The sequence below is a fragment of the Aequorivita sp. IT1183 genome (assembly GCF_058068265.1).
This window is the reverse complement of the sequence record NZ_JBYRHS010000006.1, coordinates 163,695-189,756: the sequence shown is the minus strand read 5'-3', so window position 1 is coordinate 189,756 and position 26,062 is coordinate 163,695. Positions and strand designations below refer to the sequence as shown.

Below are 26,062 nucleotides of genomic sequence, written 5' to 3'. Positions count from 1 at the left end.
CAAAACAATAGTTTACTTAAGATCGTGATCATTACTGATACCCCGCCGCCTGCAACTTAAACAACTCTGAGTACAATTTTGGGTGCGCCATTAACTCTTCGTGGGTGCCAAGCTCTAATACTTGTCCGTTTTGCAATACCAAAATACGGTCTGCCATGCGCACGGTGCTAAAGCGGTGGCTAATAATAATGCTGGTCTTGCCTTTGGTGAGGGCAATAAAGCGTTCAAAAACATCGTACTCTGCTTGGGCGTCCAGTGCGCTGGTGGGTTCGTCTAGCACCATAACATTTGCGTCTTTCATATAGGCGCGGGCGAGAGCCACTTTTTGCCATTGTCCGCCACTTAGTTCCTGGCCTTTATAAAAACGTCTTCCTAGGCGTTGCTCAAGGCCATCGGCCATTTCGGTCACTACTTGTTCGGCGAGACTTTTACTGGCAGCGTAGCCTATTACTTCATCGTTATCTATTTCCGAAATATTACCCACGGCTATATTTTCGCGCAGCGTAAATTCATATTTAAAAAAGTCCTGAAAAATTACCCCAAAACGTTTTCGGTACGCATCCACATCAAACTTATTTATGTTGATGCCGTCCAAAAGTATTTCGCCTTGTGTGGGTTCGTAAAAACGGAGGAAGAGTTTTATAAGCGTGGTTTTTCCTGCGCCATTTTGGCCCACGAAAGCCATTTTTTCACCAGCTTTCATTGAGAATGTTACGCCTTTTAAAACATCGGTTTTACTACCTGGGTAGGCAAAGTGTAGATTATTTACTGTGAATCCTTGGGTGATGGTTTTGGGCATTGGGGTTTTTGCTTCTGCAGTCTGCTCGATGGTTAAATCTATAAAGTCGAAATAATCCTGCAAGTAAAGCGCACTTTCGGCAATACGGGTAAAGCGCGAAAAGAAGCCCTGCAGATTGTTTCGCAGCCTGTTAAACGAGCCTGAAAGAAAGGTGAGTTCCCCAATACTAATAGCGCCCACCAACACGCGCATAATTATATAAACGTAGGCGCCGTAATAGCTAACCACCCCCAAAACGTTAAACATAGAACCGTACAGACTTTGCTTAAGCGACAGCTTTTTATTGATGAGGTAATAGTCGTTTGATAGATTTTTAAACCGTTCCGCGATAAAATCGGTTAAGCCGAAAAGCTTAATTTCTTTTGCAGTTTGATTGTTGGCACCAATGAAGCGCAGGTAATCTAATTCGCGACGTTCCGCCGTCCAACTGCGTGCTAACGAATAACGGGTGCTGCTAAATTTCGCTTCATTTATAAACGATGGAATAATACTGAGGATTAAAATCAGTATTAAAATAGGTTCAAAATAAACCAATCCCGCAATAAGTGAAATCATTGAAATCAGGCTTTCGGCCTGCCCCAGCGCATTGGTCATTAAATCTACGCGGCTGTTGGTTTGGGTTCGGGCGCGTTCCAGTTTGTCGTAAAACTCTGGGTCTTCCAGTTGCGAAATGGTGAGCTCAGCAGTTTTGCGAATTATTTTTTCGGAAGACATATTGGAGTATAAATCGCCCAAAAGTCCGTCGGTAAGGTTTATCAATCTCCCCAACAAATCTGAAAGCACCGCCACGCAGAATTCGATGATTACTAAATTCCAAAGCAGCGTAAAATCTTTGTCTTCGAGGGAAACTTGCAGGATTATTTCGTCAATAATCAGTTTCCCCACCCAAAGGATAACCACGGGGGTGAAAGCGTTTATTAGCCGGCTAAATGTGTTTGCGAAAAACAACCTCGGACTGCTGCGAAATATTTCCTTAAAAAACCGTGGAATGGTTTTTAGGGCCTTAAAAGAATCCTTGACGCTGGTTTTCTTTTCTTTTTCGGTAATGGATTTTGGTTGAGGTCTTGCCATTTTTTTAATTCTTAATTCAGAATTCAAAATTCAGAATTATTGAAATACAAAGCTATTCTAAAAATCACAACAACTATCTTTGCGCAAAAATTTTAGACATTGGCGTTTTCAGATTACACTAAAGAATTTAAATTCAACATCAAGTTGGCGACCCCTGTAATTTTAGGTATGCTGGGTCATCAAGTGGTGGCGTTGGTCGATAATATTATGGTTGGGCAACTTGGTAGTGCCGAGCTTGCCGCCGTTTCCTTAGGAAACAGTTTTATGTTTGTGGCGATGAGTATTGGGATTGGATTTTCTACGGCAATCACACCTTTAGTTGCCGAAGCCGACGGTGAGGGCGATCGCGAAAAAGGAAAATCTTCTTTTAAGCACGGGCTGTTTTTGTGCATTATGCTTGGCTTGGTGCTTTTTGCAATGGTAATGTTTGCCAAACCATTAATGTACGTAATGAGCCAACCCCCAGAAGTGGTAGATTTGGCGATGCCATATTTAACGCTGGTTGCGGCATCTTTAATTCCGTTAATAATTTTTCAAGGTTTTAAGCAGTTTAGCGACGGTATGTCTATGACGCGCTTCCCGATGTATGCAACTATTATAGCCAATTTGGTAAACGTATTGCTGAATTATATGTTCATCTTTGGAAAGTTCGGCGCACCAGAAATGGGTGTAGTTGGCGCAGCAATTGGAACGCTGGTTTCGCGAGTTGTAATGGTAGGTTATCTTTGGTATTTGTTAAGCCGAAAAGAAAAGTCGCGCTATTTTGTTACCGAAATTAAAATTTTCACACTCAGCAAAGCAATGCTGAAAAAGTTGTTGAACCTCGGATTTCCTTCTGCTATGCAAATGTTTTTTGAAGTGGGAATTTTCACTTCGGCAGTTTGGCTTTCTGGAATTCTGGGAAAAAATGAACAAGCCGCAAACCAGATTGCACTGAATCTATCTTCAATGACTTTTATGGTTGCGATGGGTTTTAGCGTGGCAGCTATGATACGGGTGGGCAATCAAAAAGGATTGAAAAACTTTCTAGCTTTGCGTCGTGTTGCAATTTCAATCGTTTTACTTACGGGGCTTTTATCGTTAGTATTTGTAGCCGGATTTATAATATTTAAAGACTCTTTACCGAAAATATTCCTCGATTACGACAATTTAGCACTATTTGCAGATAACAACGAAGTTGTAATCTTAGCGTCACAATTATTGATTATTGCAGCTATCTTCCAATTTACTGATGCTTTGCAAGTGGTTGCGCTTGGCGCATTACGCGGAATGCAAGATGTAAAAATACCAACTGTGCTTACGTTTATAGCCTATTGGATTATCGGTTTTCCTGTTTCATATTACTTAAGTATGCATACTTCATTAGAAAGTATGGGAATCTGGATTGGATTGTTCGCAGGACTAACGGCCAGTGGAATTATGTTATTCATCAGATTTAATTATCTTTCCAAGAAATTGATTAGGCAGGGTGCTGGATGATGAGTGCATGAAATTTTATAATAAAAAAGGTTGCTGAGCGGAGGCGAAGCACCAATTAACGTTTACAAATAATACTAAACTACCTCAAACAATGGATTTCCCAAAATATTTATTAGGCGACAATAGCGAATATCCCACTGCGATTTTCGTAATACATACTGAATTTCCTCGTTTCATAATTAATCTTGAAGACGATGAAGTGGAATGGTTGGAAGATTTTGATAAAGAAGACCAAAAGGAATTAGAAGCAGAAGCCGAAGGATTAATTCAGGGTGCCAACGATTTTTACGATCGTGAGATTGCACTTTACGACGAGGATTAATTTATATAACCACGAATTATTAAATTAAAACATTCGTGCTTTCGTAGTGAAAACTGCACTGAATTTATAGAATTACAGAATAATGCTCGACGAACTTTTAAAATACGATACCGAATTTTTTCTATTTTTAAATGGTTTAGGAAATACATCTTGGGACGGATTCTGGCTATTTGTAACCGAAAAGTGGTCGTCTATTCCGTTGTATGCCTTTATGCTTTATTTAGTTTATAGACATTACGGTATAAAAGGAACTTTGGTTATTATGGTTTCCGTTGCATTAATGATTACGGCTACAGACCAAATAGCAAGTCTTTTTAAATACGGAATTATGCGTCCAAGACCTTGCAAAGTTGAAGAATTACAACCACTTATGCGCTTTGTGGCAGATGGTTGTGGTAGGTATGGATATTTTTCAGCACATGCGGCAAGCTCTATGGCTGCTGCTGTTTTTCTTGGATTGAGTCTTCAGAAATGGTATAAATACTTACCGTTTTTATTGCTGGTTTGGGCAGTAATTACTGGCTACAGCCGAATCTATTTAGGCGTCCACTACCCGCTAGATGTAATTAGCGGAATGGCTTTTGGCGGATTAACAGGCTGGTTATTTTATCTGCTTCAACGATGGGGGCAGAAGAAGTTTAAAACTCAAAAAGCTTAACTGTTCTCAAAAACCTGTCAGGTTTGGGAAAGTTACTCCTTCGTAACAATAAACAACTCTCTGTACAATCTTGTTTTATGCGTTCGGCTGTCCGGACCCTTCGGATTCATATCGTAACGCGCTATGTGTTCTCTTTTAAAATCTGGATAGGTTTGCGCGAAATGGTCTAAACTTTCTTCAGAAACCAACACACCAAATCGGTTTTCGGTGGGCGTTATAAATTCTCCATCTATATTTAGCATTTGCATCTTTTGGCCATAATCCCAAATAAGTTCGGGAGTCATTCCTGAAAATTCATAAACTTTTAGATTCTCTTTTTCTTCAAAAGAATGTAATTCTGAAAATGGTTTATAGTCAGGATTGATAGTGATAGCTTTACTTAACGGAAGTCCGAACCAAATAACGCTTACAATAAAAGCAATGGTTAAATAAAATACAGTTGCTATTTTTCTTCGGAAAAGATTTCGAACAATAAATATTGCAATTATAAATAACGCGATGGATAACAGTACAAACCAAAGCCAGTTTCCTGCAAGGCCGTCCTTCAAAAATATGTATCCTCCTATTGGAAATGCAATGCCAATTAAGGCTATCAGCCCAAAGTTGAAATAGACTGGAATAGTTTCACGTTTATCTTTCAACTCTTTAAATCTTCGGAAGAGATATTCAATATAAAACCCCGTATTCAGTGCCATCGGAATTAAAACTGGTAATAAGTAGCGCGATTTTTTCTCAGGAATTAAGGAAAGCAAAATCACGGAAATCATCGTCCAAAGAAAGGTGAAGCGATACGCTTTTTTATTGAAAACCTTGTTTTTTAAATATGGGTACAACAATGCGATAAACGCTGGGATGGTCCAAACGCCGCTTTGGGTGAAAAAGCTCCAGTAATAATAAAATGGTTTTGTTTCGTAGCTAATCCAATTGGTTGTTTCTTTTTTGGTGATCTCTACTGCCGCAGGATCAAAATTAAGCGTGTACCAATGCCACCAGCCTGAAACTACAAAAGCGACTGCCAAAAATGCCAGCAGCGGCAACCAGCGCGCTTTGAAGTTTTTGTACTTGTAAACAATTCCGAAGGCAATTAAAAAGGGCAGGAGCAGACCATAAAATGAAACCGGCCCCTTGCTTAAAAACGAGCAGCCAAAGAAAAGTGCTGCTAAAATCGCGTTTCGGTATTTGTGGGTTTCTTCCGTGAAAAATAAATAAAGCAGATAGATGCAACCCACCATAAAACCGTGCGTATAAATATCCCACTGTCCATCGCGTGCAGAAGCCACGATGTAAAAAGAAGTAGCCATTATTAGCGAGCTGATAAAAGCATATAATTTTTCAGAAGTAAGTTTTTGTGCGAATTTGAAAGAGAACAAAACCAAAATCAAAGTCATAATAGCCGCCGGAAGTCGCAATGCCCAAATTGTTTTGAGACTAAAAATAGCTGCGGAAAATGCCGTTAACCATGTGGGAAGTGGCGGTTTTTGATAGCGCGGTTCGCCGTTAATTGTGGTAAGCAGCCAGTTGCCATCGTTTAGCATTTCGCGGGCTGTAATAAAGTTGCGCGCTTCCATAATATTTACTGGCAGTGCGTCTAAATTCACAAAAAAAATAGCTGCGCAGGTGAGTAATAAAAGCAATAAATAGTTTTTTTCAATTTTCATCTGTATTAAATATTTGATAAATAGGAAGATGGAATGCCCAAGTTATTCATTTTCGGTTGGTTCATAATCTTTAATGGGCATTTCATAACGCACTTGTTTTTTCCAAATGAAAATATTTCTGACGTAAATAATAAGTCCGGCGGCGTGACCAACCAATAACACGGGATCTTGTCTAAAAATTCCGTAGGTTAAAATTAGGGAAGCGCCCAAAACGCTCATTCGCCAAAAGCCGAGCGGCAATTGCGAGGTTTTTGTTTTTTCGGAAACGATCCATTGATATACAAAACGCAACGTAAAAATTACTTGCGAAACGATGCCCAAAAGTAATAACCAGAATGGAATGTCGTCGTTATTAAAAAGCTTATCGATATCGTATTCGCCGTTATTGTATGCGTAAAGCACTACAAACACAGGGAATACGTATAGAAAAATCTGTAACCATTTTGGCGATTTTTGCCATTCGCCCTGCAATTGTAAATTTCGAATGTAGATATAATACGTCAGCGCTTGCCCGAGCATAATGGCGAAATCGTCGCGTAAATGTCCATAAACGAAAAGTAAAAAGGAAGCGATTAAACTCAGTTTCCAAAATGTTGACGGCGTAATAACACGTTTGTTTTTTTCGGAAAGAATCCATTGCACAAAAAGCCTTCCGCTAAAGAGGATTTGCGCTAAAAAACCAATGCTGTACACAATCCAATTGCTCATCCTTTGCTCTTAATCTCGTAATTGATGTATTTTTTCTTCATCCAAAGGTAAGCGAAGCAGTCCATTAAAGGACCAAGTAATCTGTTCCATAGTCCGAATTTTGCTGTGCCCGCCATTCGCGGAAAATGCTGCACGGGTATCTGAACAATTTTACCATTTTGCAATAAAATCATTGCCGGTAAAAAACGGTGCAAGCCTTTAAACATAGGGATTCGCTTGGCATTTTCGGTTCTAATTACTTTTAATGGGCAGCCAGTATCGTCCATTCCGTCGTGGGTAAATGCGCGACGGATGCCATTTGCAATTGTGGACGACATATTTTTTACGAATTTGTCTTTCCTATTTGCACGAACGCCAGTAACCAAATCATAATCGCCAATGTGTTGCAGCAATAAATTAAAATCTTCGGGCGCGGTTTGCAAATCGCTATCTATATAACCAACCAACGGACTTTCAACATGGTCAAAACCCGCTTTAATCGCGGCGCTTAACCCTCGGTTTTCTTTGAAAGAAATATATTGAAAATCTTCATTGCGTTTGCAAATATCCTCAATCAACGTTTGGCTATTGTCTTTAGAACCATCGTTTACAAAAAGAATTGAAGTTTTCTTTGTGGCAATTTTGGTGTAGGCTAATAATTCTTTTTCTACCCGCTGTAGGTTTTCTTCTTCGTTGTAAACGGGTACAATTATGGTAAACTCGTACATTTAGTTTTTTTGAAAAGCTTTGTGCAAAAGTATTTCTTTTTTGTAGAATACAGCAGAACGTTAAAAAAGATGTTATTTTGCAGTTGAAATTGGAGTAGGATACAATACCAAAGCGAAACAGGACGGATTTCGAATTTAAATCTGTTGCCGTTTTTGGTTCTTGATTCCCTTCAGTCTTGATTCAAAAAATGAAAGAATGAAAATATTGGTTACCGGAGCTGCCGGATTTATAGGATCGCATACTGCGGAGAGGATGAAATCAATGGGGCACGACGTGGTTGGGGTAGATAATTTTTCGCCTTATTACGATCTTTCTTTAAAGAAATTGAATGCTGAAGCACTTACAGCAAAAGGTGTTGAAATTCTAAATCTTGATTTAAGAACGGACGATCTAAAAGCAAACCTTCCAACGGATTTGGATTATATTTTCCACTTTGCTGCGCACCCAGGTATTTCAGATGCTTCCACGTTTCAGGATTATTTCAGTAATAATATTTTGGCAACACAACGACTGTTGGAGTTTGCTGAGAAGCTTCCGAAAAACCCCTTTTTTGTAAATATTGCCACTTCATCAATTTATGGATTGGAAGCAACTTTTCCAGAAACCGTTGCGCCTAAACCTGCATCGTGGTATGGTGTTACCAAACTTGCAGCAGAGCAATTGGTTCTGGCAAAAAGCAGAGAAAATAAGCTGGAAACAACTTCGTTTAGGCTTTTCTCGGTTTACGGCCCACGCGAAAGACCCGATAAACTTTATACTCGTTTAATAGATTGTGGTTTAAATAATAAGAAATTTCCACTCTTTGAAGGCAGTGAAAAACACTTGCGCAGTTTTACGTATGTGCAGGATATTGTGGACGGAATTGTAAGTGTTTTTGGAAAAGAAAAGATTTGCAATGGCGAAATTTTCAATCTCGGTACCGAAACTGAAAGTACCACCGCACACGGAATTGCAACAGTCGAAGAAATACTCAATACGAAAATAGACACTGAAAAGTATCCCCCCCGCGCTGGCGATCAGTCGCGAACCAAAGCAAATATTGACAAAGCAAGAAAATTGTTGAATTACAATCCGCAGACTTCTTTAAAAGAGGGTTTGCTAGCGCAGACGGAATGGTTTAAAAATAATTTTTAACTTCAGACTTCATTTTTTTTAAAACCTTGTAATGCTTAAAATACTCCAAATCATAACCATTTTGCAAGGAGTTTTTCTAATTGTGGCACTTTTGGCCAACAGGGAAAAATATCAAAAGCCTACATTTTGGTTGTTTATAGGGAGTATTGCTTCTATTTTATTTTACGTTATTGGCGATGATGATAATGGTTTCTTTGTAGAGAATTTAGATTGGTTTTTCTTTGATTCCTCTTTATTTATAACCTTTCTCTTACTGTTTGTAATGTATTTTGTTTCTCGAAGTGAAACCTTTAAACTTAAACATTTTGTTTATTTTCTGCCAAACCTGCTATATTTTATCATTGAATTTTATGAAAAATATTATGTAGCAGAAGATGTAATTTTTATTGAAATTTTGGAACTACTGGTAGAATTAAGCTTTTTATGTTATCTGCTTTTTACCACTCGGATTATCATAAAGTCGGATAGAAAAAAATGGATGGCCTTTTTTATTCTTCCATTAGCAATTATTATGAGTTTGGCGTTGGTGAATGAAATTTTAGGGTGGTTTGCCATTGGGCAGATACCTTACTTTAGCGACCCAGAAAACAGTGCTTCAACGCTTATTGTAATTGCATTTCTCTTTTACTTTATGGCTTGGAAACTGGTTGTGGCTCCATCAGAGATTGTTCCTTTTTCTGAAATAAAAAAATACCAAACCTCTGGTCTCAAAGAGAATTTAATTGAAGATTATTCAAAGAAAATTATTGCTTTTATGGAGGAAGAAGAAGGTTTTATGGATAATAAACTCTCGTTGACTTTGTTAGCACAAAAACTGAAAATTCCCAAACAATATATTTCAGAAATTCTGAATACCCATATGAATACTAACTTTCAAGATTTTGTAAATGGGTATCGAATTGAAGCTTTTTTAGAAAAACAAAATGATGCCAAATATTCTAACTACTCATTATTGGGAATTGCTAATGAAGTTGGTTTTAGTTCAAAATCTAGTTTTTATGCAACTTTTAAAAAGCATAAAGGCGTTACGCCTACAGAGTATCGAAAACTCTTAAAATAGTTTCCTAATATGTCCACAATAAGCATACAGGACATCAACAAAGCATTGTAAACATTGTATTATCCGATTAGAGTCTAACTTCGTACTCTAATTCAATTTTCGTGTCTAAACTTTTCCCACAGCGGTTTAAACTGCTTTTTTATTTCGTAAAAACATTTATCATTTTATCGACTCTAGTTCGAATTATTTTTGTGCTTTGGGTCTTTCAAGAAGTAGATACTTCGTTTTTTAAACTAGCAAATACTTTTATTGTAGGCCTATTATTTGATGTAGGGACGGTTTCGTTTTTTGCACTTCCGTATGCACTGTATTTGCTGTTAATACCAACACGTTGGTACGGATCTTTTTTTGATAGGATCGCGACGTGGTTTGGCTATTCACTTGGGATAGTTATCTTTTTATTTTCCTTTTTTGCTGAAATTACTTTTTGGGAAGAATTCAAAAACCGATTCAACTTTATCGCGGTAGATTATCTAATTTACACCTATGAAGTAGTTAAAAACATAAACGAATCGTACCCAATCCCTTTACTGATTAGTGGGATTTTGCTCTTTACTGCGGCGCTACTTTTTATTACGAAGCGAAAAGGCATTTTTCAGAAAACATTTAAAAGTGAAAGTACTTTTAAGGAAAAGATATTTCCAACCCTGCTTGTTTTTAGTACGGTTGTAATCTTCGTTTTACTAGTGAAAAACAAAGATGCGGAGCAGTTTAAAAATCGTTATAATAACGAAATTGCGAAGACGGGTATCTACTCCTTTTTTGCAGCTTTTCAAAATAACGAACTCTCCTTTACAGATTTTTACAAAACCCTTCCCGTAAACGAGGCTTTTTCTGAAGTGAAAAATGAATTAGAAAAACGCGGCGATAGCCTGTTATTTCCCGAAAAGGATTTGATTTACAGAACTATTTCGAATAAGGATTCATTGCCGGAACAAAGGCCAAACGTAATTTTTATTTGTGTGGAAAGCTTGAGTGCTAATTTTTTAGGATCTTTTGGCAATACGGAAAATATAACGCCAACACTGGATTCTTTGGCGAACCGTAGTTTGTTTTTTACAAATCTTTTTGCAACTGGAACTCGCACCGTTCGGGGTATGGAAGCTATAACACTTTCCATTCCGCCAACACCCGGTCGCAGTATAGTAAAGCGCGAAAATAACCAGCAACTTTTTACCATTGGCGAAGTTTTTAAACAAAAGGGATACGAGCGAAATTTCTTTTATGGCGGCGACGGATATTTCGATAATATGAATAGTTATTTTGGAGGCAATGGTTTTAATATTGTGGATCGTGGCCGTGGTTTTTTACTGGATGCCAGCATAACAACTACTCGAACCAATATTGAAGATGACGAAGTAAGCTTCGAAAATGCTTGGGGAATTGCTGACGGCGATATTTACGATAAAGTAATGAAAGTAGCTGATGAGGCTCACAGCGCCGGAAAGCCATTTTTCGATTTTGTAATGACTACCAGTAACCACCGCCCATACACATATCCTGAAGGAAAAATAGATATTCCTTCTGGTACGGGAAGAAGTGGCGCCGTAAAATATACCGATTATGCAATTGGTGAATTTTTAAGGAAAGCCCAGAAAAAAGATTGGTATAAAAACACGGTCATCATAATTATGGCAGACCACTGTGCATCCAGTGCTGGACGGCAGGAACTTGATGTAAAAAATTATCATATTCCCGGATTAATGCTGAATGTTCCCAATGTTCCTGCTGAAAAAATAGATAAAATGGCTTCGCAGATAGACATATTCCCAACCTTGTTTTCACTGCTTAATTGGAAGTATGAAACCAATCTATTCGGCACCAATATTTTCAATATGAAACCTGAAGAAGAGCGAGCTTTTGTTGGCACTTACAGGAAACTTGGTCTTTTGAAAAAGGATGGAAGCATTATGATTTTAGGCGATCAAAAGGTGTCAAATTTTTACCGTTGGAATCGGGAATCGAATGAGCTATTACCAATGAATGATAATAGTGAGTTTTTGAATGATATTATTTCAAATTATGAAACCGCAGATTATTTATTCAGAAATGAGGGATTGAAATTAAGCACTTTGGGAATTGAAAACTAACATACATTTTATAATAAATCCTATAGCGGGAAAAGGGAGCAACAAACTTCCAATTGCATTGGTTGAGACATTTTTCCCAAAGAATGAATACACAATTGTTATAAAAAAAACCGCCTTTATTGGGCATGCGACTGTTTTAACAAATAGTTCAATTAATGAAGGCGCAGAAATAATTGTGGCTTGCGGTGGCGATGGAACGATAAACGAAGTTGCATCTTGTTTGGTGAATAGTGCTGCTATTTTGGCAATTATGCCAATGGGTTCGGGAAATGGATTGGCTTCTAATTTAAGAATTCCGCGAAACATTAAAAAAGCGCTTTCTATTATAAAGAATCAAAAGGTAATTACAATCGATACGGGCACAATTAACGGCGCGTCTTTTTTCAGTAATACAGGAATCGGCTTTGATGCCCACGTAATTTCAGATTTTGAAGAAAAGACCACCCGTAGACTTTTTAGTTATGTGCGATCAACACTGCGAACGCTGAAAAATTATCACTATAAAAATATAGTGGAACTGAAATACAACGGTACTACCGAATTGATTTCACCCTTTCTACTTTTCGTTTCAAACTCAAACGAAATGGGTTATAAAATGAGTTTAACACCGCGAGCTTCATTGCAGGATGGTTTGTTAGATTTAGTAATCGTTCCCGAACTTTCAAATTTTAAACTTCTTCTTTTTACAATGCTATTTCTTTTCAAAAAACATCATTGGTTGAAAGAAGTGCGATTTAAACAAGTTACTTCATTACAGATTAAAAGTCTGGACAATTCAATATTAAAGGCCCAAAAAGATGGTGGTTTTTTTGTTCCTAAAGAATCAAAATTTGAAATTAAAATTCACCCGAAGAATTTGAAGGTTTGTGTAAAAAAATAGCAAGATGAAAAAAGTAGCAGAAGTGACGCTTATATTTTGGATTATGAAAATTTGCGCAACCACTTTGGGAGAAACCGCTGGCGACATGTTATCGATGACCTTCAATATTGGTTACGGGCTTAGTTCCATAATTTTGATTGCTGCTTTTATAGTTACGTTAGTAGCGCAGTTGAATGCAATAAAATACATTCCTATTTTGTATTGGTTAGTTATTCTCGCCACAAGTACTGCTGGCACAACGATGTCTGATTTTATGGATCGCACTTTGGGCTTAGGCTATGCCACGGGCGCGCTGATATTAAGCATAATGCTAATTTCAATGCTTTTTATTTGGTATAAAAGTGAAGGCTCACTTTCGGTAACAGATATTAAAAACTTTAGGCCAGAAATGTTTTATTGGATTACCATTTTAATCTCAAACACTTTGGGAACGGCACTTGGCGATTATTTGGCAGATGACTCGGGGCTAGGTTTTGGCGGAGGCGCATTATTGATTGGTCTGCTTATACTTGCCACTGCGCTTCTGTATTATTTCACTAAAATCTCGCATATAATTTTGTTTTGGATAGCTTTTGTATTAACGAGACCTTTTGGCGCTACCTTTGGAGATTTACTCACCAAATCTGCAGATAAAGGTGGTTTTGATTTGGGTACAATTGGCTCGTCTGCTGTACTTTTCGCTGTATTGGTAATTCTCATTATTTATGCAACAGTGAAACTACAAAGGGAGAAGGCATTAACTTAAATGAGAAATAATGAAAACATTCGTAAGCAGCATTTCTGGTAAAGAATTTCCCGAAACCGAAAAAATGCATGCCAAGACTATTCGAAAAGCTATTTTCGATTTGATAAAAAAGGAGCATCCTTCTTTTAACCATAACAGTCACGTTTCTATTTCAGAATTAAATCAATACCGACAAAAATACATTTCAGAATATTTACTCAATGAAGTGGGTGAATTGGGTGAACTTGAAAAGGATGTTTTGGAAACCATCCAAAATCAGGAAACACTTTCTTCAAAAATTATTTTAGATGAAGCGTTAGTTAAATTTACTTACGGACAACGATTGGCAGATAAGATTGCAAGTTTTGGTGGCAGTTGGAGATTTATAATCATGTTTGGGGTTTTCATCCTAGTCTGGATGTGTATTAATATAATTTTTTTAGCGAGCAAACCTTTTGATCCGTATCCATTTATTCTACTGAATTTAATTCTTTCATGCTTGGCAGCATTGCAGGCTCCAGTAATTATGATGAGTCAAAACCGGCAAGAGGAAAAAGACCGCGAGCGATCCAAACAAGATTATATGATTAATTTAAAATCTGAGTTGGAAATACGCATGCTTCACGAAAAACTGGACCATTTAATTATACACCAGCAACAGGAATTACTAAACATTCAGCAAGTACAAGTGGAAATGATGGAAGATATTATGAAGCAGTTAAATAAGAAATAAACTGTTTTAATTTTTAATAGAAAGTAATTTCTCTGCAGCTTCAAAAGGAGTGGTTCTATTTTCGTCCAAGGCTTTTAACTGTTTTTCAAGCTCTATTTTTACTTCAGGATTTGCGTAGAACTCACTTTTCAATCTACTTTCTACGGTTTGCATTAGCCAGAATTTGTTTTGCTCTTTTCTTTTATGCTGAAAATAGCTGTTGCTCTTTACCGTTTCAAAATAATTTGAAACAACTTCCCATATTTCAGAAATACCTTCATTTTTTAATGCACTACAAAGAAGCGTTTTTGGTGCCCAACCATTCTCCTTTGCGGGATAGAGGTGCAATGCACGGTTAAACTCGGTTTTAGCCATTCTTGCAGCCTTCAAGTTGTCGCCATCTGCTTTGTTGATTACGATGGAGTCTGCCATTTCCATAATGCCGCGTTTTATACCTTGCAACTCATCGCCCGCACCAGCAAGTTTTAGCAATAGAAAGAAATCGGTCATGGAATGTACCGCAGTTTCACTTTGACCAACACCAACAGTTTCAATCAAGATTACATCAAAACCTGTAGCTTCGCATAGTATAATTGATTCTCGGGTTTTTCGTGCCACTCCACCCAAAGTATCGCCACTAGCCGAGGGACGTATAAATGCATTGGGTTCTTTAACAAGTTCTTCCATTCTAGTTTTATCACCAAGAATGCTGCCTCTGCTAATGCTGCTACTAGGATCTACCGTTAGCACTGCGACTTTTTTCCCTTGAGCAACTAAAAATTTTCCGAAGCTTTCAATAAATGTGCTTTTGCCTACTCCCGGAACTCCTGTAATACCAATGCGTACCGAGCGATTGGCGTGCGGCAAACATTGTTCAATAATGTCCTTTGCCTGCTGTTGATGTTTTTGAGCGGTGCTTTCAATAATAGTAATAGCTCGACTAAGGGAAGCTTGGTTATGCGCTAAGATTGCTGAAACCAATTCTTGAGTTGAAGGAGATTTATTTTTTAAAATCTTGTGCCTTTCAGCAACCTTTTCATTTATCGTGTTAGGTTGCGAAACGCCTTTTTTTTCGTTTAATGCGCTAGTATTTTTTTTGGTGTCTGCCACAGCGTGAATTTAGGACAATTTTATGAATATGTTCTTTAAGAAACGAGTTTTAGGTAGTATCTTGAAAATTAATAATTTTAAAATTCAGAAAAAAATGAAAATCTTATATGAAGCTTCTTCCACTGCTGAAGGCGGAAGAAAAGGCCACGTAAAATCAGAGGACGGAAAAATTAATATGGACCTGTCTGTACCAAAAGGTCTTGGCGGTGATGGCGGAAAAGGCACCAATCCAGAGCAACTTTTTGGAAGTGCATATGCAGCTTGTTTTGGAAGTGCTGTGCAATTAGTAGCAGAAAGTAAAAAAATTAAATTGGGTGACGATATGAGCGTAACGGCTAATATTGAAATCGGAAAAACTAAAGACGGCGATTTACAACTGCGTGCTACCTTAGACTGCTATTTACCTGGTGTAGATGTAGAAACAGGGGAGAAGTTAGTAAACGAGGCCCACGAAGTATGTCCTTATTCTCGTGCCACTCGCGATAATATAACAGTAACTTTGAATCTTCTTTTAGATGAATAGTTAAGAATTTTATCAATAAATAAAGCCCCGTAATCGGGGCTTTATTATTTTACATTGCTTTGAGGTCAATTACTTTTCCCCCTTGATTCTCTTTATTAGAATCTTCGCTTTTTACAGCTACGAAAGGGCTTTTCTTTGGCTGTTGTGCAGCTTGTTTTATGTACCATTCTAATTGATACTTTTGTTTTTGAAGAATTTCCAGTGTACTATCTGGTAATTGCTTACGTTCCAGAAGTTCATCGTATCTTTTTATATTATTACGGTCGCGATTTATGCAAGAATTTACAATAGCAACCGCATCAAAATGCTCCAAAGCATCTTTTATTTCCTGCCAAGTACGATCAATATTTCCTTTTTCGGAATCTTGTTTTAAAGGTTCAATATCTCGCGAGTGGAGTTCGTTTGAAATATCGTGGCTCATCCGGTTTCGCTCGACGGCCATATAGTTTAAAAATCGTTTTAAGTCCGTTGTTTGCGCATCGAGTGCGGCGTTGTAGTAAAGTTTTTCTGCTTCGAAACAGGCTACTAACAAACGGTTTAGTTTATCAAAATCGGCGTAATTCTTTTTCATAGTTATACAATTTCACCAAAGTTAATATAATTATGAGTCATTATAAAACCGTAATTCTCAAATATTTCATAAAAATTTAAGTCAATTTTGAAACATCTTGTAATTTATGTCGTCTTTTAATTGAACAGCAACCAAAAAACCATCTAGTTTGTCAGATTTACTATTAATAGAACAATGTAAACACTGTGACCGGAAAGCGCAAATAGCACTTTACGGCAAATATTGCGATGGTATGTTTATAATAGCCAACAGGTATTTAAGAGACACCGCGGCCGCGGAAGACGCAATGCAGGAGGCCTTTATTAAAGCATTCAAAAAACTGAGTCAATTTAATGGCGAGGTAACTTTTGGAGCTTGGCTAAAACGCATCGTAATAAATACCTGCCTTGATACTATAAAGAGTAAAAAGATGGAATTGCAATCTTTAAACGATGAGGTTTTTACAATGGTTGATGAAAGTTCTGATTGGACGATTGCTGATGAAGCTACCATTTCGGAAGTGTTGGCCGCGATTGAAACCTTGCCAGAAAATTACAGACTTACGGTAAAGCTATTTTTATTGGAAGGGTACGATCATCAGGAAATTTCAGAAATACTGCAGATTTCTGAAAATGCTTCACGCACATATTTACATCGGGGGAAAACGAAATTGAAAGAAAAACTAAAACACTTGCGTTATGGGACGGGATATTAAAAAAATGTTTGAAAATTATGAACCTAAGAATGTCAATCTTCGGGAAGGGCATCGGGCTCGTTTTGAGGATAAACTTGACAAGGCGTTTGTAGAAACTATTTCTAAAGAAAAAGCCGCTTCAATTCCTTGGTTGAAAATAGCTGCAATACTTGTGGTTTTTCTGTCAGTTGGCTTTTTCGGATACCTACAATTGTCAAAAAATGGTTCGGTAATTTCTGAAAACCCAAATAATTCTATAGTTGAAAATACTCCCGAAAATGTGGTGAACACCGAGGCTCCAAAACTTACATTGGCAGATATTTCGCCAAATCTTAAAAAAATCGAAGAATATTATATGACTGGCATTAACGTGCAACTGGCTTCCCTTAAAATAACCGAAGACAACAGAGATGTGGTAGACGGCTATATGCAGCGGCTTGCAGAACTTGACAGAGAATACAATTCGCTTAATGCCGAACTGAGCAACTTTGGCCCCACCGAAGCCTCCGTTACTGCCTTGATTGATAATTTGAAATTGCGTTTGGATTTGCTGTTCAAACTAAAAAACAAATTAAATGAACTTAAAACTCAAAATAATGAAGAATTTAAAGCTATACAATCGTAGTGCCATTATCGTACTGTTACTGGTTTCTGCCTTTGGCTATTCGCAAAAAAAATATGTGGAGAGCTTCAACGTAAACGATAACGTGGAAGTTTCTGTGAATACTTCTTTTACAAACGTCATTTTTGAAACTTGGAACAAAAATAAAGTTGAAGTTGAAGCTTTTATTGAGGGCGAAAACCTTTCAGAAAGTGAAAGGGAGCAACAAATGAAAAACTGGAAGCTGGATGTTTCGGGCAATAGTAAAAAAGTAAGTATAAACTCCAACGTATCAAACCAAAGTTTTGCGATGACTGATATGCCTTCAATGGATTTTATTGGTCCGCTGATGGAAGATATGGTTATGCCGATGATCCAAAATATAAAGGTGCCACCGCTACCCAAAGATTTACTTGAGAATATTGGCAATATTCAGTTTGATTATGAAGCTTTTAAAAAGGATGAAAAGGGTTATATGAAGAAATTTGAAGCCCAAATGGATAAAAAATTCGGAAAGAATTTTGAAAAGCGAATGGAGGAATGGGGCAAAAGTTTTGAAAATTCGTGGGACGAAAAAAGGGCCGATAGCATTGGCGATGCCTACGGTAAAAAGATGGAAGCTTGGGGTGAAAACTTCGGGAAACGCATGGAAGCTTGGGGCGAAGAATACGGAAGTAAAATGGAGGCTTGGGCTAGCGAAATGGAAAGAAACGCAGAAAAGGAAGGCGGTAATTATTCAAAAACCGTTACAAAATCGCCTAACGGTACATCTGTAACTATTCAAGGAAACGGTAACAACGTTAATAGTAGCAATGTAAAAAGAACTATAATTATACGTGTGCCGAAGAATACCAAAACAGATGTAAACATTCGCCATGGCGTGTTAAAAATGGCAGATGCTAACAATGTAAAAGCCAATTTAAATTATACGCCATTTACGGCAAACAGTATTGATGGGGGGCAAACTCTCATCAATGCTGCTTATGCGCCGGTGACGGTTAATGTTTGGAAACAAGGGGTTTTAAACGTAAAGTATGTGGACAACTGTAGAATTGAAAACGTTCAAAATATAAATCTGCAAGCTAATTCCAGCGATGTGCGGATAGGGAATATTTCAAACCAAGCTTTTCTATCTGGTTCGTTTGGCGATTTGCGAATCGATAAGGTTGCCGATAGTTTTGAAACTTTAGACATCCGTTTAGAAAATACGGATGCACGCGTGAAAGTTCCGGCGGGTGCATTTTCGTTTTATTTCACAGGAAATAAATCTACTTTAAAATACCCAAAATCACTTCAACTTAAAGAATCAAAAAGTGCAGATAGGGTATTGGTGAAAGGGTTTAATCAAAATAACGGGTCTAATAAAACCATTACGATTAACTCCAATTATAGCAATGTTTCACTTCAATAAAAATAAAGTATGGTTTAAAATTTACTCTCGTATTTATTTCAAAAGAAAACCCGCTCCAAAAAATGAGGCGGGTTTTTAAATGAACTAAGAATTAGGGAGTGTTGACCATTGTTTAACCACTTTTAATTTGAAATAGGGAAGGCACTAATCCAGAGCAGCGTTATTTAATACCACCGCCCCCAAATAATTGGAGGCGGGGCTTAAATAAACAAATTAACTATGAAAAGAATTACCTATTAACTAAAAATTAGTTTTTTATGATTTTGAAAGTTCCAACAGTGTTGTTTGATAAAACTCTAGCAAAATAAATACCTGTTGATAAAGAATTTAAATCGATTTCACCGTGAACGGCATTTAGTGTTTTACTCATCAATTGTTGACCGTTGATATTATAAATTTCAACTGAAGAGATTTCGGTTTTTGCTGAAATTTGTAATATATCTGTTACAGGGTTTGGATATAAAGCTACTCCGGTTAATTGATTATCATTAACACCCATAACATCACAAGTAAGTTCTAATTGGAAATTGCCTGCTTTTGTGTCATCATAACCTTCGATCATTATAATATATGTACTAGTTCCATCAGACTGAAATTCAAGTTCTGGTTGGTTTACGCAAGAACTGTCGTTGAATGCAATTTGAGTGGTAAGCGTACAATCACTATAAACTCTAACCGTTGTTGGAAAGTTGGTGTCTGGACCACAAGCATTAAGTATAATCGTTTCTGCAATACCGTTTCCAGTGTATGAATAAAATACATCTGGAGATGCGTTTCCGCCAGAATCAGTTCCAAAAATAGTTGAGTTTGTAACAAGATCGCCGCAAGCTAGTTCAATTGCTTCTACGCAACCATCATTAGTTGGTACTCCTGGCATTTCAACTCTGTAAGTAAAAATATCGCCCCATGGGCCAATAGTTGGATCGTATCCCCAACCAACAACGTATTTTCCGTTCGCAGATATTGAAGTTACAGACCATATTGGACTAGCACTCATTGTAATTCCCAATGTTTCTGTAACAAAGGAGTTAAACTCAACGATACCGGTTGATTCAGTCCAGATGAAAGGAATCATTGGATCCCAAGGTCCTACATTAAAAAAGCCAACTATTCTACTACCATCAGCGCTCATGTCTGTTACAACACCTGAGGCACCAGCAGACAAAGTACCTAATGATTCATATCCTGTAGCTTCGCTCCATCTCCAAGGCTCATTATTGTTAGCGTAATCACCATCACCAGCTATCCAGATTCCGTCTGCAGAAACTGCTTTGGCTTCTCCTAATTGATTGTATTCATCATTTGGATCTCCAGCAGGATCTACTAATAAATATTCGTTTGGTAAATAATCGCCATTAACGTCTTTTCTCCATACGGCAGCTTTCCACGGGCCGTTAAAATCTTGCCAGCCTACAATAACACTTCCATCTCCGTTTACAGCGTTTGCACGTGTACTTCTGTTAATATTAGAATAAAGACTTCCTAAATCTATTAAACCAGTTGCAGCTGTCCAAGCTGTAGCGTGAGCGGGAGATCCAGGTACACCGGGTGTTTTTACAACATATGAAAGTCCTACTATAGTTGAGCCATCATCAGAAATATCGTAACCTGAGCTTCTGCTTGAGTCAACATTAATTCCAAAACTTCCCATTACAGTCCATTCATTGTTTACTATACTATACATTGATTGTTCAGTATAAGTGACGTTCTCTGGAAGTTTTTTGAACATTACACCATGCGCGCCAACAATATAACCGGTACCATTTGGTGTATAAACAATGTCATAAAGTGCCTCGCTAAAGGTAGTAGTGCCAAGATTGTTTGTTGGCCACGTAGCGCCACCATCTGTAGATTCAGCAATAATTTCTGGTGTTCCTACTATAACTACATTATCATCGTCTAACCAAGCTGCATCACGCCAAATTACTCCTTCAATTACTTCTTGTCCTGTCCAGGTTGCACCACCATCAGTGGTTCTATATACATCGCTATCTGCTGTTGCAATTCCATTCATAGCATCGTTGAAAGCAATTCCAACCAAAATAGCATTTCCGGGAGTAGTATAAACTGTGCTCCAAGTTGCGCCATTATTGGTAGATTTTTGAATCTGCCCTGCATTAGTTACTAAGAAATAGGTATCACCTTCAACATAAGTTAATTTATAAGGAATCGCTGCTAAGCCTGAACCTTCAACCCAAGTAGTCCCACCATCGTTGGTAGTATATACTGCCATACCAGTATCGGTTTGCGCAGTAACAACGCCATTCCAATCATCTTTAAATTCAATTCCTGTGTAGATATATGCATCTGGAATTGGAGTTTGTTGCGTCCAAGTATTTCCGCCATCTTCAGTTTTTGCAAAATATTGATTCCAGCCCCCAACATATCCAGTCCAAGGGGTAGGAAAGCTCATAGCTTCCAAGCCTTGGTCTATTCCTGACCAAAGTTCGGTCCAAGTAGCTCCAGCATCAGTAGTTGTCAATATTATTCCATCACCATTATAAGTTAATGATTCGCCTATTGCAAAGGCAGTAAAATCACTACCTCCCGGAAATTCAATATCTCTAATTATGTAGTCAAAACCAACATTTAATTTTTCCCAAGCTGTAGGATCTGTGTCAGTAACATAGCTTGTTCCTGATAGGAAGTTTCCGTCATCAGAAAATTCTGCAGAACCACCTCCACCTAAACCAGGTGCGGCACCGCCAATTTCTTCGAATGAATTTGTTTCGGGAGTCCATAATGAATATGGGCCTGCTTGATTTTCGTACCCTGAAACCACTCCTGTGTTTGAAACATCTTGTGTTTCAAAAAATGTGGGCTTCACCTCAAATTGGGCAAACATTGTGGCTGTCCCAATAGTGCAAAAGAATAAAAGAAGTAAAAATGTTTTTTTCATTTTGAAAAGTTTTATTGATTTATGTTACCGCTAAAGTATGGCAGCTAATACTATAATAAAAGGAACTATCTTTTAAAATTCACGAAATTTGAAAGGGAAAAACAACCATAAAACACTGTTGATTAAGCGCTTAAGTTGATTTTGTGAAAATTTTTAAATTGGAGAGATAAATAGCTTTTGTAGCCTAATTTTTAAGCTTTTTTTGAAGTTCTTTCAATTTTTTCTCCTCAGAAAAGACTAACCGAAGTAAAATTAAAAGCGCAATAACTATAAAAATTAATAAACCTATCTGAAAAGGTTTATAAAACATTTCTAACTGATCAATTTCTTTAGCTTTGATTTCGGTTAGATTTACTAATGATTGATTGACGGTTTTTCTTTCTGAATTTTTGGTCTCTTGTTGCAAGGCCAGAAATTTATTGTGAAAAAGTATGTAATTGTTCCAATCGTGCAATGCCAGATAATTATTAGACAATCCATCGTAAAGTCCTTTATTCAAAATTAGATCGCCCACACTTTCAGAAATAGCGGTGGCATTGTTTAAAAGTGAAATGGCTTCTTTGTAATTTCCTTCTAAAGTAAATACTTCAGCTAAGCCTTTTTTACCAAAGGCTATTAAACTTTTTGCTTCTGCATTTTGTGCATACGCTATGGAGCTTAAATAACTGGCCTTTGCTTCTACAGTTTTCGTCATTGATAATAAACAATTGCCCTTGTTGTAATAACAAATACTTAAGTTGGCATTTTTTACGTGTTCTTGTAGTGTCTTTTTGTAAGCCTCTATTGCCTTATTGAAATAAGTAAGAGCAATATCGCAGTTCATTTGTTCTCTGTAAATAAAACCTCGCATAGTAGCATTATACCCCAAAAATGGCTGGACGGAATCTTGAGCCGGGTACTTTTCAATCAGTATTAATGCTTCATCTAAATATTCAATTGCCTTGTCATAAATCTGAAGTTCTTGGTAATGACCCGCAATTCTATTTAGAATATTCATTCGCAAGCGGTCATTCTTAATTTTTGGAAAAAGCTCTTTTATTTTTTCTACATATTCTGAAGATTTATTGTAATCTCTTTTTGAAGAATAAGCAGTTGAGATGGTTAGTAAAGAATTTACTTTATTCTTAACTAAAACATTCGGATAATTATACGCTTCCTGCGCAAGAGAAATTGCCAGGTCAGGATTTTCATAAATCTGCTTATTGGCCTTTACCAAAATACTGTCCACTTCTTGTTGAGCATGGGCAGTGTGTATAAGCAGGAAAAAGCTTATCAAAAATAATAGAAATGTATATTTAGTCTGCTTCCTCATACTGTTCTGCAAAAGCTTTTGAAGCTGATTTTTTAGTTCTTAAAAGTTCTATGAATACAGTTGGAGGTATTCCTGTAACCGCTTTAAAAACGGTTGCAAAACTACTGTGCGACGAAAAGCCACTCTCTTCGGCCAAATAGCTAATTTTGTAGTGTAAGTAGGTTCTGTTGTTTTTAAGTTTATCGGTTATATAATTTATACGCAGCTCGTTGATATAACTATTGAAATTTTTATTTTTATGCGAATTGATTATTTCTGAAAGATATTTGGTGTTGGTGTCAAAGTGCGAAGCCAACATAGCAAGAGACATATCTTGCTTTGTATATTGTTTCGAATTTTCGAATTGTTTTAGCTTTTGAACAATTGCATCTTCCGTTTCCTTTGGAATATTTAAACTTTTTGAAACTTCTTTTACAGGAATTGTTTCCGCCGTTTTTTTCTTGTTTTCAAAATAACTGATAAAATTCTCGTATTGTCTCGCTCTATTGCTGTATCGATATCTTAAAATTAACCAAGTAAGCAAAATGAGAGATAAAACGCCACTTAAAATTAAAAGATTGCGTTGGTACATTTTTTTTACGGAATCCCATCGTTCGGTGTGGTTATCGTTTATGTAGTTGTAAATAGAATTTATTGCTTTGTCTTCTTCAATTTCCACTTCATTTGCCACTTGTCCGCTTTCGGTTCTATTGGAATAAAAAAGAGAAGCTTCGTCTAAAGCTAAATAAGTGGTTGAAAGTCCTTCGATGATTCTAGATTGGTAGGGTTTGTTGCTTAGTTGCTGAGAAATTTCTAACGCAGTTTGATAGGAGGTAAGCGATTTTTCATATTCTTTTTTCAGAAAATACAATTTACCTAATTGGTTTAAGGCAACCATTCTTAAAAAAATATTGGGGTGTTCACCAATTGCATTTTGAAGTGTGGTTTGAATGTATTGTTCTGCCAAATCAATAGTTGAAGCTTTTAGATAGGCCTCAATAATAGCAGCGGTAGTTTCGTTTGTGAGTATGAGATTGGGAATTTTTTCGAAATAGGTATTGGCTATTTCAAAATTGCTTAAAACCTCGTTGGGCTTGTTATTTTCGATGGCATTGTATGCTGTTACAAGCGCGGTGCCAGCGTTAAAATAATTGGCAATTATTTTATTATTTGTTTTAGAAGCTAATGTATTGATTTGTAGTAAATATTCTTCAGCTACACGGTTCATTCCCAATTGGTTTAACAAGTGGATAGACGAGATGCCTGTAATAATCTGCATTTCTAAATCGTCCGTAGTTTCTGCAAGTTTTTTTGCTTCAATATTTGCTTTTATGGCATTATTAAAACTGCCCATAGCATAATATGAAGCCCCACTATGAAGATATGCCTGAATGCGTAAGCGTGTATTGTCTGAATTCTGAATTAAGTGTTCAGCTATTTTTATCGACTCTTTGGGTTGGGAATACAGAATGCTTTCCGCCTCTAGCAACATCTGATTGTAATCTTTGTTACTTTGGGCAGAAATGTTTGTAATGAAGCATACAAATGTTATTAAAATAGAGAAAAAGCGCATACATACTACTATGAGCGACCAAGGTACATAAAAATTAATTTTTTAGGATTCAAATTTTTAAATAACAGTTGCACTTATTTAAGAAATTTTTAAATCTATTTTTTCCGCACAAAAATTGCAACTACAGCTGCTGTAATAATTCCTAAACCTAAGGCGCCAAACAACGATTGCCATATATAATTGTTTATATTGAAATATTCATTTGCCTTGGTTCGCGTCATTAAATCGTTTGTAACTGAGTGCTCTATTACGTTATTGAAGTATTCGGGAGTTATATAATTATGTGTTATATATTGCGCTAACGGTGAAAGAAGCGCCACAAAAACACTTAGCATTACCCCTGAAAGAAAACCTTGTAACCAAGTCATTTTTTTATTGTAAACGCGTCTTCTTTTTTCGCGCATCGCTAATAAATACATCAAAATAGAAAAAGGAGCGAATAATAAGGATAGCCATTGATGGTCTGCAATTTGCTCTTCGTGCCAGCCTAAAGTTTTCTCTAGCAGCATCCATGCAAGTATCGTGATTGTGAAAATTACGGCCCACTTAAATTCGATGTATAGTTTTTTCATTGAAGTATAATAGTATTTCTTTTTATTTCAATTTTTATTAAAGATAGCCTTTTTTGGGTAAAAAAATCCCGAAGTTTTTTTACTTCGGGACTTAAGTTTTAATGGATATTAGTGAGATTAAGCTCTCTTCATCACGATTTCCATATTTTTAATTTCTTCACCACCCGCAGATATTTCAAACATTTCCATTTTACGGGTATTGTCATCTATAAATGTATATACTTGTTTCATCTGCTTTTCTTTTCCCGTCATGGGGTCTACCATGGTGCCGGTTAGTGTTGTAGATTTACTAGCCGCATCATATTTTCCGCGCATTACAGCCAAACCAGTGCCCATATTGTCAATCCAAGTAGAAATATATTCATTGCTAGCATTGTCGTAAGCAAGGGTCGAGCGCCCCTCAAAGGGCATGCCCATCATTTCTCCAGTGGTGGTGCCAACTTGATAACGGCCGCCCAATATCATTTTTATATTTTCAGTTGCAGTTGCTTTTTCTGGCGGAGCATCGGGACCCATCCAAAAAGTGAGTTCGTCATTCCATTTGCCTTCATCGGCAGCCATTTTTTTGTGAACTTCGCCAGGCGTCATATAGGCTTCCCAAGCTTTTTGCATGGCAACGGAATCCATTGGTTCCGCAATCATCTCGGGTTCTTCAGTAGCAGTAGTGTCTGCTACAACTGTGGTTTCGGCTTCCATAGCTTCCTTATTTTCATCTTTACAGGATACAAAACAAAGTGAAGCGACTGATAACAGAATTAATAATTTTTTCATAATCGTTGAATTTAAGGTTGTTACAGAGAACTAAGTTATGAAAAAAGCTATAAAAAAGATAGCA

The 26,062-nt window shown here is 37.1% G+C and carries 24 protein-coding genes; 13 read left to right on the top strand and 11 right to left on the bottom strand.

Annotated elements, in window-relative coordinates; all coding sequences use genetic code 11:
* Positions 1 to 31: 31 nt before the first annotated feature.
* On the bottom strand, positions 32 to 1,870 hold the full coding sequence (locus tag AC3RVF_RS13535) for an ABC transporter ATP-binding protein (RefSeq protein WP_489693593.1): 1,839 nt from the start codon (positions 1,868 to 1,870) through the stop codon (positions 32 to 34).
* Positions 1,871 to 1,969: 99 nt separating this feature from the next.
* On the opposite strand from AC3RVF_RS13535, the gene AC3RVF_RS13530 reads away from it, so the two are divergent.
* The 3 genes from AC3RVF_RS13530 to AC3RVF_RS13520 all read left to right on the top strand — a co-directional run bounded on the left by AC3RVF_RS13530 (position 1,970) and on the right by AC3RVF_RS13520 (position 4,329).
* Complete coding sequence (locus AC3RVF_RS13530) at positions 1,970 to 3,349, top strand: MATE family efflux transporter (protein WP_489693592.1); 1,380 nt, start codon at positions 1,970 to 1,972, stop codon at positions 3,347 to 3,349.
* A 91-nt stretch (positions 3,350 to 3,440) separates the two neighbouring features.
* On the top strand, positions 3,441 to 3,671 hold the full coding sequence (locus AC3RVF_RS13525) for a hypothetical protein (protein WP_489691761.1): 231 nt from the start codon (positions 3,441 to 3,443) through the stop codon (positions 3,669 to 3,671).
* 82 nt (positions 3,672 to 3,753) lie between these two features.
* Entirely contained in the window at positions 3,754 to 4,329 is a 576-nt protein-coding gene (locus tag AC3RVF_RS13520; RefSeq protein WP_489691760.1) for a phosphatase PAP2 family protein, read from the top strand.
* Positions 4,330 to 4,361: 32 nt separating this feature from the next.
* On the opposite strand, the gene AC3RVF_RS13515 is transcribed toward AC3RVF_RS13520, so the two are convergent.
* The 3 genes from AC3RVF_RS13515 to AC3RVF_RS13505 are packed head-to-tail and all read right to left on the bottom strand — an operon-like array spanning position 4,362 to position 7,402.
* Complete coding sequence (locus AC3RVF_RS13515; RefSeq protein ID WP_489693591.1) at positions 4,362 to 5,987, bottom strand: ArnT family glycosyltransferase; 1,626 nt, start codon at positions 5,985 to 5,987, stop codon at positions 4,362 to 4,364.
* Between the two features lie 42 nt (positions 5,988 to 6,029).
* Positions 6,030 to 6,695 (bottom strand): lipid-A-disaccharide synthase N-terminal domain-containing protein, encoded by a 666-nt coding sequence (locus tag AC3RVF_RS13510; protein WP_489691758.1) that lies wholly within the window; start codon positions 6,693 to 6,695, stop codon positions 6,030 to 6,032.
* On the bottom strand, positions 6,692 to 7,402 hold the full coding sequence (locus AC3RVF_RS13505) for a glycosyltransferase family 2 protein (RefSeq protein ID WP_489691757.1): 711 nt from the start codon (positions 7,400 to 7,402) through the stop codon (positions 6,692 to 6,694). Before AC3RVF_RS13505 ends, AC3RVF_RS13510 begins: the two co-directional genes overlap by 4 nt.
* 196 nt (positions 7,403 to 7,598) lie before the next feature.
* On the opposite strand from AC3RVF_RS13505, the gene AC3RVF_RS13500 reads away from it, so the two are divergent.
* The 6 genes from AC3RVF_RS13500 to AC3RVF_RS13475 all read left to right on the top strand — a co-directional run bounded on the left by AC3RVF_RS13500 (position 7,599) and on the right by AC3RVF_RS13475 (position 14,024).
* On the top strand, positions 7,599 to 8,537 hold the full coding sequence (locus tag AC3RVF_RS13500) for an NAD-dependent epimerase/dehydratase family protein (protein WP_489691756.1): 939 nt from the start codon (positions 7,599 to 7,601) through the stop codon (positions 8,535 to 8,537).
* A 31-nt stretch (positions 8,538 to 8,568) separates the two neighbouring features.
* Positions 8,569 to 9,597 carry a helix-turn-helix domain-containing protein gene (locus AC3RVF_RS13495; RefSeq protein ID WP_489693590.1) on the top strand — a complete coding sequence of 343 codons (1,029 nt, stop codon included), beginning with the start codon at positions 8,569 to 8,571 and terminating at the stop codon, positions 9,595 to 9,597.
* A gap of 191 nt (positions 9,598 to 9,788) precedes the next feature.
* Positions 9,789 to 11,687: an LTA synthase family protein gene (locus AC3RVF_RS13490; protein ID WP_489693589.1), complete on the top strand. Its 1,899-nt coding sequence runs from the start codon at positions 9,789 to 9,791 to the stop codon at positions 11,685 to 11,687.
* Positions 11,677 to 12,567 (top strand): diacylglycerol/lipid kinase family protein, encoded by an 891-nt coding sequence (locus AC3RVF_RS13485; RefSeq protein WP_489693588.1) that lies wholly within the window; start codon positions 11,677 to 11,679, stop codon positions 12,565 to 12,567. The genes AC3RVF_RS13490 and AC3RVF_RS13485 overlap by 11 nt, the downstream gene beginning before the upstream one ends.
* 4 nt (positions 12,568 to 12,571) lie before the next feature.
* The gene (locus AC3RVF_RS13480) at positions 12,572 to 13,312 is read left to right on the top strand and encodes a COG4705 family protein (RefSeq protein WP_489693587.1); all 741 of its coding nucleotides are present in this window, start codon (positions 12,572 to 12,574) and stop codon (positions 13,310 to 13,312) included.
* 10 nt (positions 13,313 to 13,322) lie between these two features.
* Complete coding sequence (locus AC3RVF_RS13475; RefSeq protein ID WP_489691751.1) at positions 13,323 to 14,024, top strand: DUF1003 domain-containing protein; 702 nt, start codon at positions 13,323 to 13,325, stop codon at positions 14,022 to 14,024.
* Positions 14,025 to 14,030: 6 nt separating this feature from the next.
* On the opposite strand, the gene meaB is transcribed toward AC3RVF_RS13475, so the two are convergent.
* The gene (meaB, locus tag AC3RVF_RS13470; RefSeq protein WP_489691750.1) at positions 14,031 to 15,113 is read right to left on the bottom strand and encodes a methylmalonyl Co-A mutase-associated GTPase MeaB; all 1,083 of its coding nucleotides are present in this window, start codon (positions 15,111 to 15,113) and stop codon (positions 14,031 to 14,033) included.
* Positions 15,114 to 15,207: 94 nt separating this feature from the next.
* Here meaB and AC3RVF_RS13465 point away from each other — a divergent pair, with 94 nt between their 5' ends.
* A complete protein-coding gene (locus AC3RVF_RS13465; RefSeq protein ID WP_489691749.1) occupies positions 15,208 to 15,636 on the top strand; it encodes an organic hydroperoxide resistance protein in 429 nt (142 codons plus the stop codon).
* 49 nt (positions 15,637 to 15,685) lie between these two features.
* Here the strand turns inward: AC3RVF_RS13465 and AC3RVF_RS13460 are convergent, their stop codons facing one another.
* A complete protein-coding gene (locus AC3RVF_RS13460) occupies positions 15,686 to 16,207 on the bottom strand; it encodes a DUF2383 domain-containing protein (protein WP_489691748.1) in 522 nt (173 codons plus the stop codon).
* Positions 16,208 to 16,355: 148 nt separating this feature from the next.
* Between AC3RVF_RS13460 and AC3RVF_RS13455 the strand changes: the two genes are divergently transcribed.
* Genes AC3RVF_RS13455 through AC3RVF_RS13445 form a run of 3 tightly spaced genes read left to right on the top strand, consistent with a single transcriptional unit; the run spans position 16,356 to position 18,892 of the window.
* Positions 16,356 to 16,901 (top strand): RNA polymerase sigma factor, encoded by a 546-nt coding sequence (locus AC3RVF_RS13455; protein WP_489693586.1) that lies wholly within the window; start codon positions 16,356 to 16,358, stop codon positions 16,899 to 16,901.
* Positions 16,885 to 17,505: a hypothetical protein gene (locus tag AC3RVF_RS13450; protein WP_489693585.1), complete on the top strand. Its 621-nt coding sequence runs from the start codon at positions 16,885 to 16,887 to the stop codon at positions 17,503 to 17,505. The genes AC3RVF_RS13455 and AC3RVF_RS13450 overlap by 17 nt, the downstream gene beginning before the upstream one ends.
* A complete protein-coding gene (locus AC3RVF_RS13445) occupies positions 17,456 to 18,892 on the top strand; it encodes a DUF4097 family beta strand repeat-containing protein (protein ID WP_489693584.1) in 1,437 nt (478 codons plus the stop codon). The genes AC3RVF_RS13450 and AC3RVF_RS13445 overlap by 50 nt, the downstream gene beginning before the upstream one ends.
* A 247-nt stretch (positions 18,893 to 19,139) precedes the next feature.
* Here AC3RVF_RS13445 and AC3RVF_RS13440 read toward each other — a convergent pair whose 3' ends face one another.
* The 5 genes from AC3RVF_RS13440 to AC3RVF_RS13420 form a co-directional block, all read right to left on the bottom strand.
* A complete protein-coding gene (locus AC3RVF_RS13440; RefSeq protein ID WP_489693583.1) occupies positions 19,140 to 21,791 on the bottom strand; it encodes a YCF48-related protein in 2,652 nt (883 codons plus the stop codon).
* Positions 21,792 to 21,975: 184 nt separating this feature from the next.
* Positions 21,976 to 23,103 carry a tetratricopeptide repeat protein gene (locus AC3RVF_RS13435; protein WP_489693582.1) on the bottom strand — a complete coding sequence of 376 codons (1,128 nt, stop codon included), beginning with the start codon at positions 23,101 to 23,103 and terminating at the stop codon, positions 21,976 to 21,978.
* Positions 23,087 to 24,574, bottom strand: a complete 1,488-nt coding sequence (locus AC3RVF_RS13430; protein ID WP_489693581.1) for a helix-turn-helix domain-containing protein — start codon at positions 24,572 to 24,574, stop codon at positions 23,087 to 23,089. Before AC3RVF_RS13430 ends, AC3RVF_RS13435 begins: the two co-directional genes overlap by 17 nt.
* Before the next feature lie 176 nt (positions 24,575 to 24,750).
* On the bottom strand, positions 24,751 to 25,227 hold the full coding sequence (locus AC3RVF_RS13425) for a DUF4199 domain-containing protein (RefSeq protein WP_489691741.1): 477 nt from the start codon (positions 25,225 to 25,227) through the stop codon (positions 24,751 to 24,753).
* A gap of 117 nt (positions 25,228 to 25,344) precedes the next feature.
* Positions 25,345 to 25,998, bottom strand: coding sequence for a DUF1579 domain-containing protein (locus AC3RVF_RS13420; protein WP_489693580.1), 654 nt, complete (start codon positions 25,996 to 25,998; stop codon positions 25,345 to 25,347).
* Positions 25,999 to 26,062 lie beyond the last annotated feature (64 nt).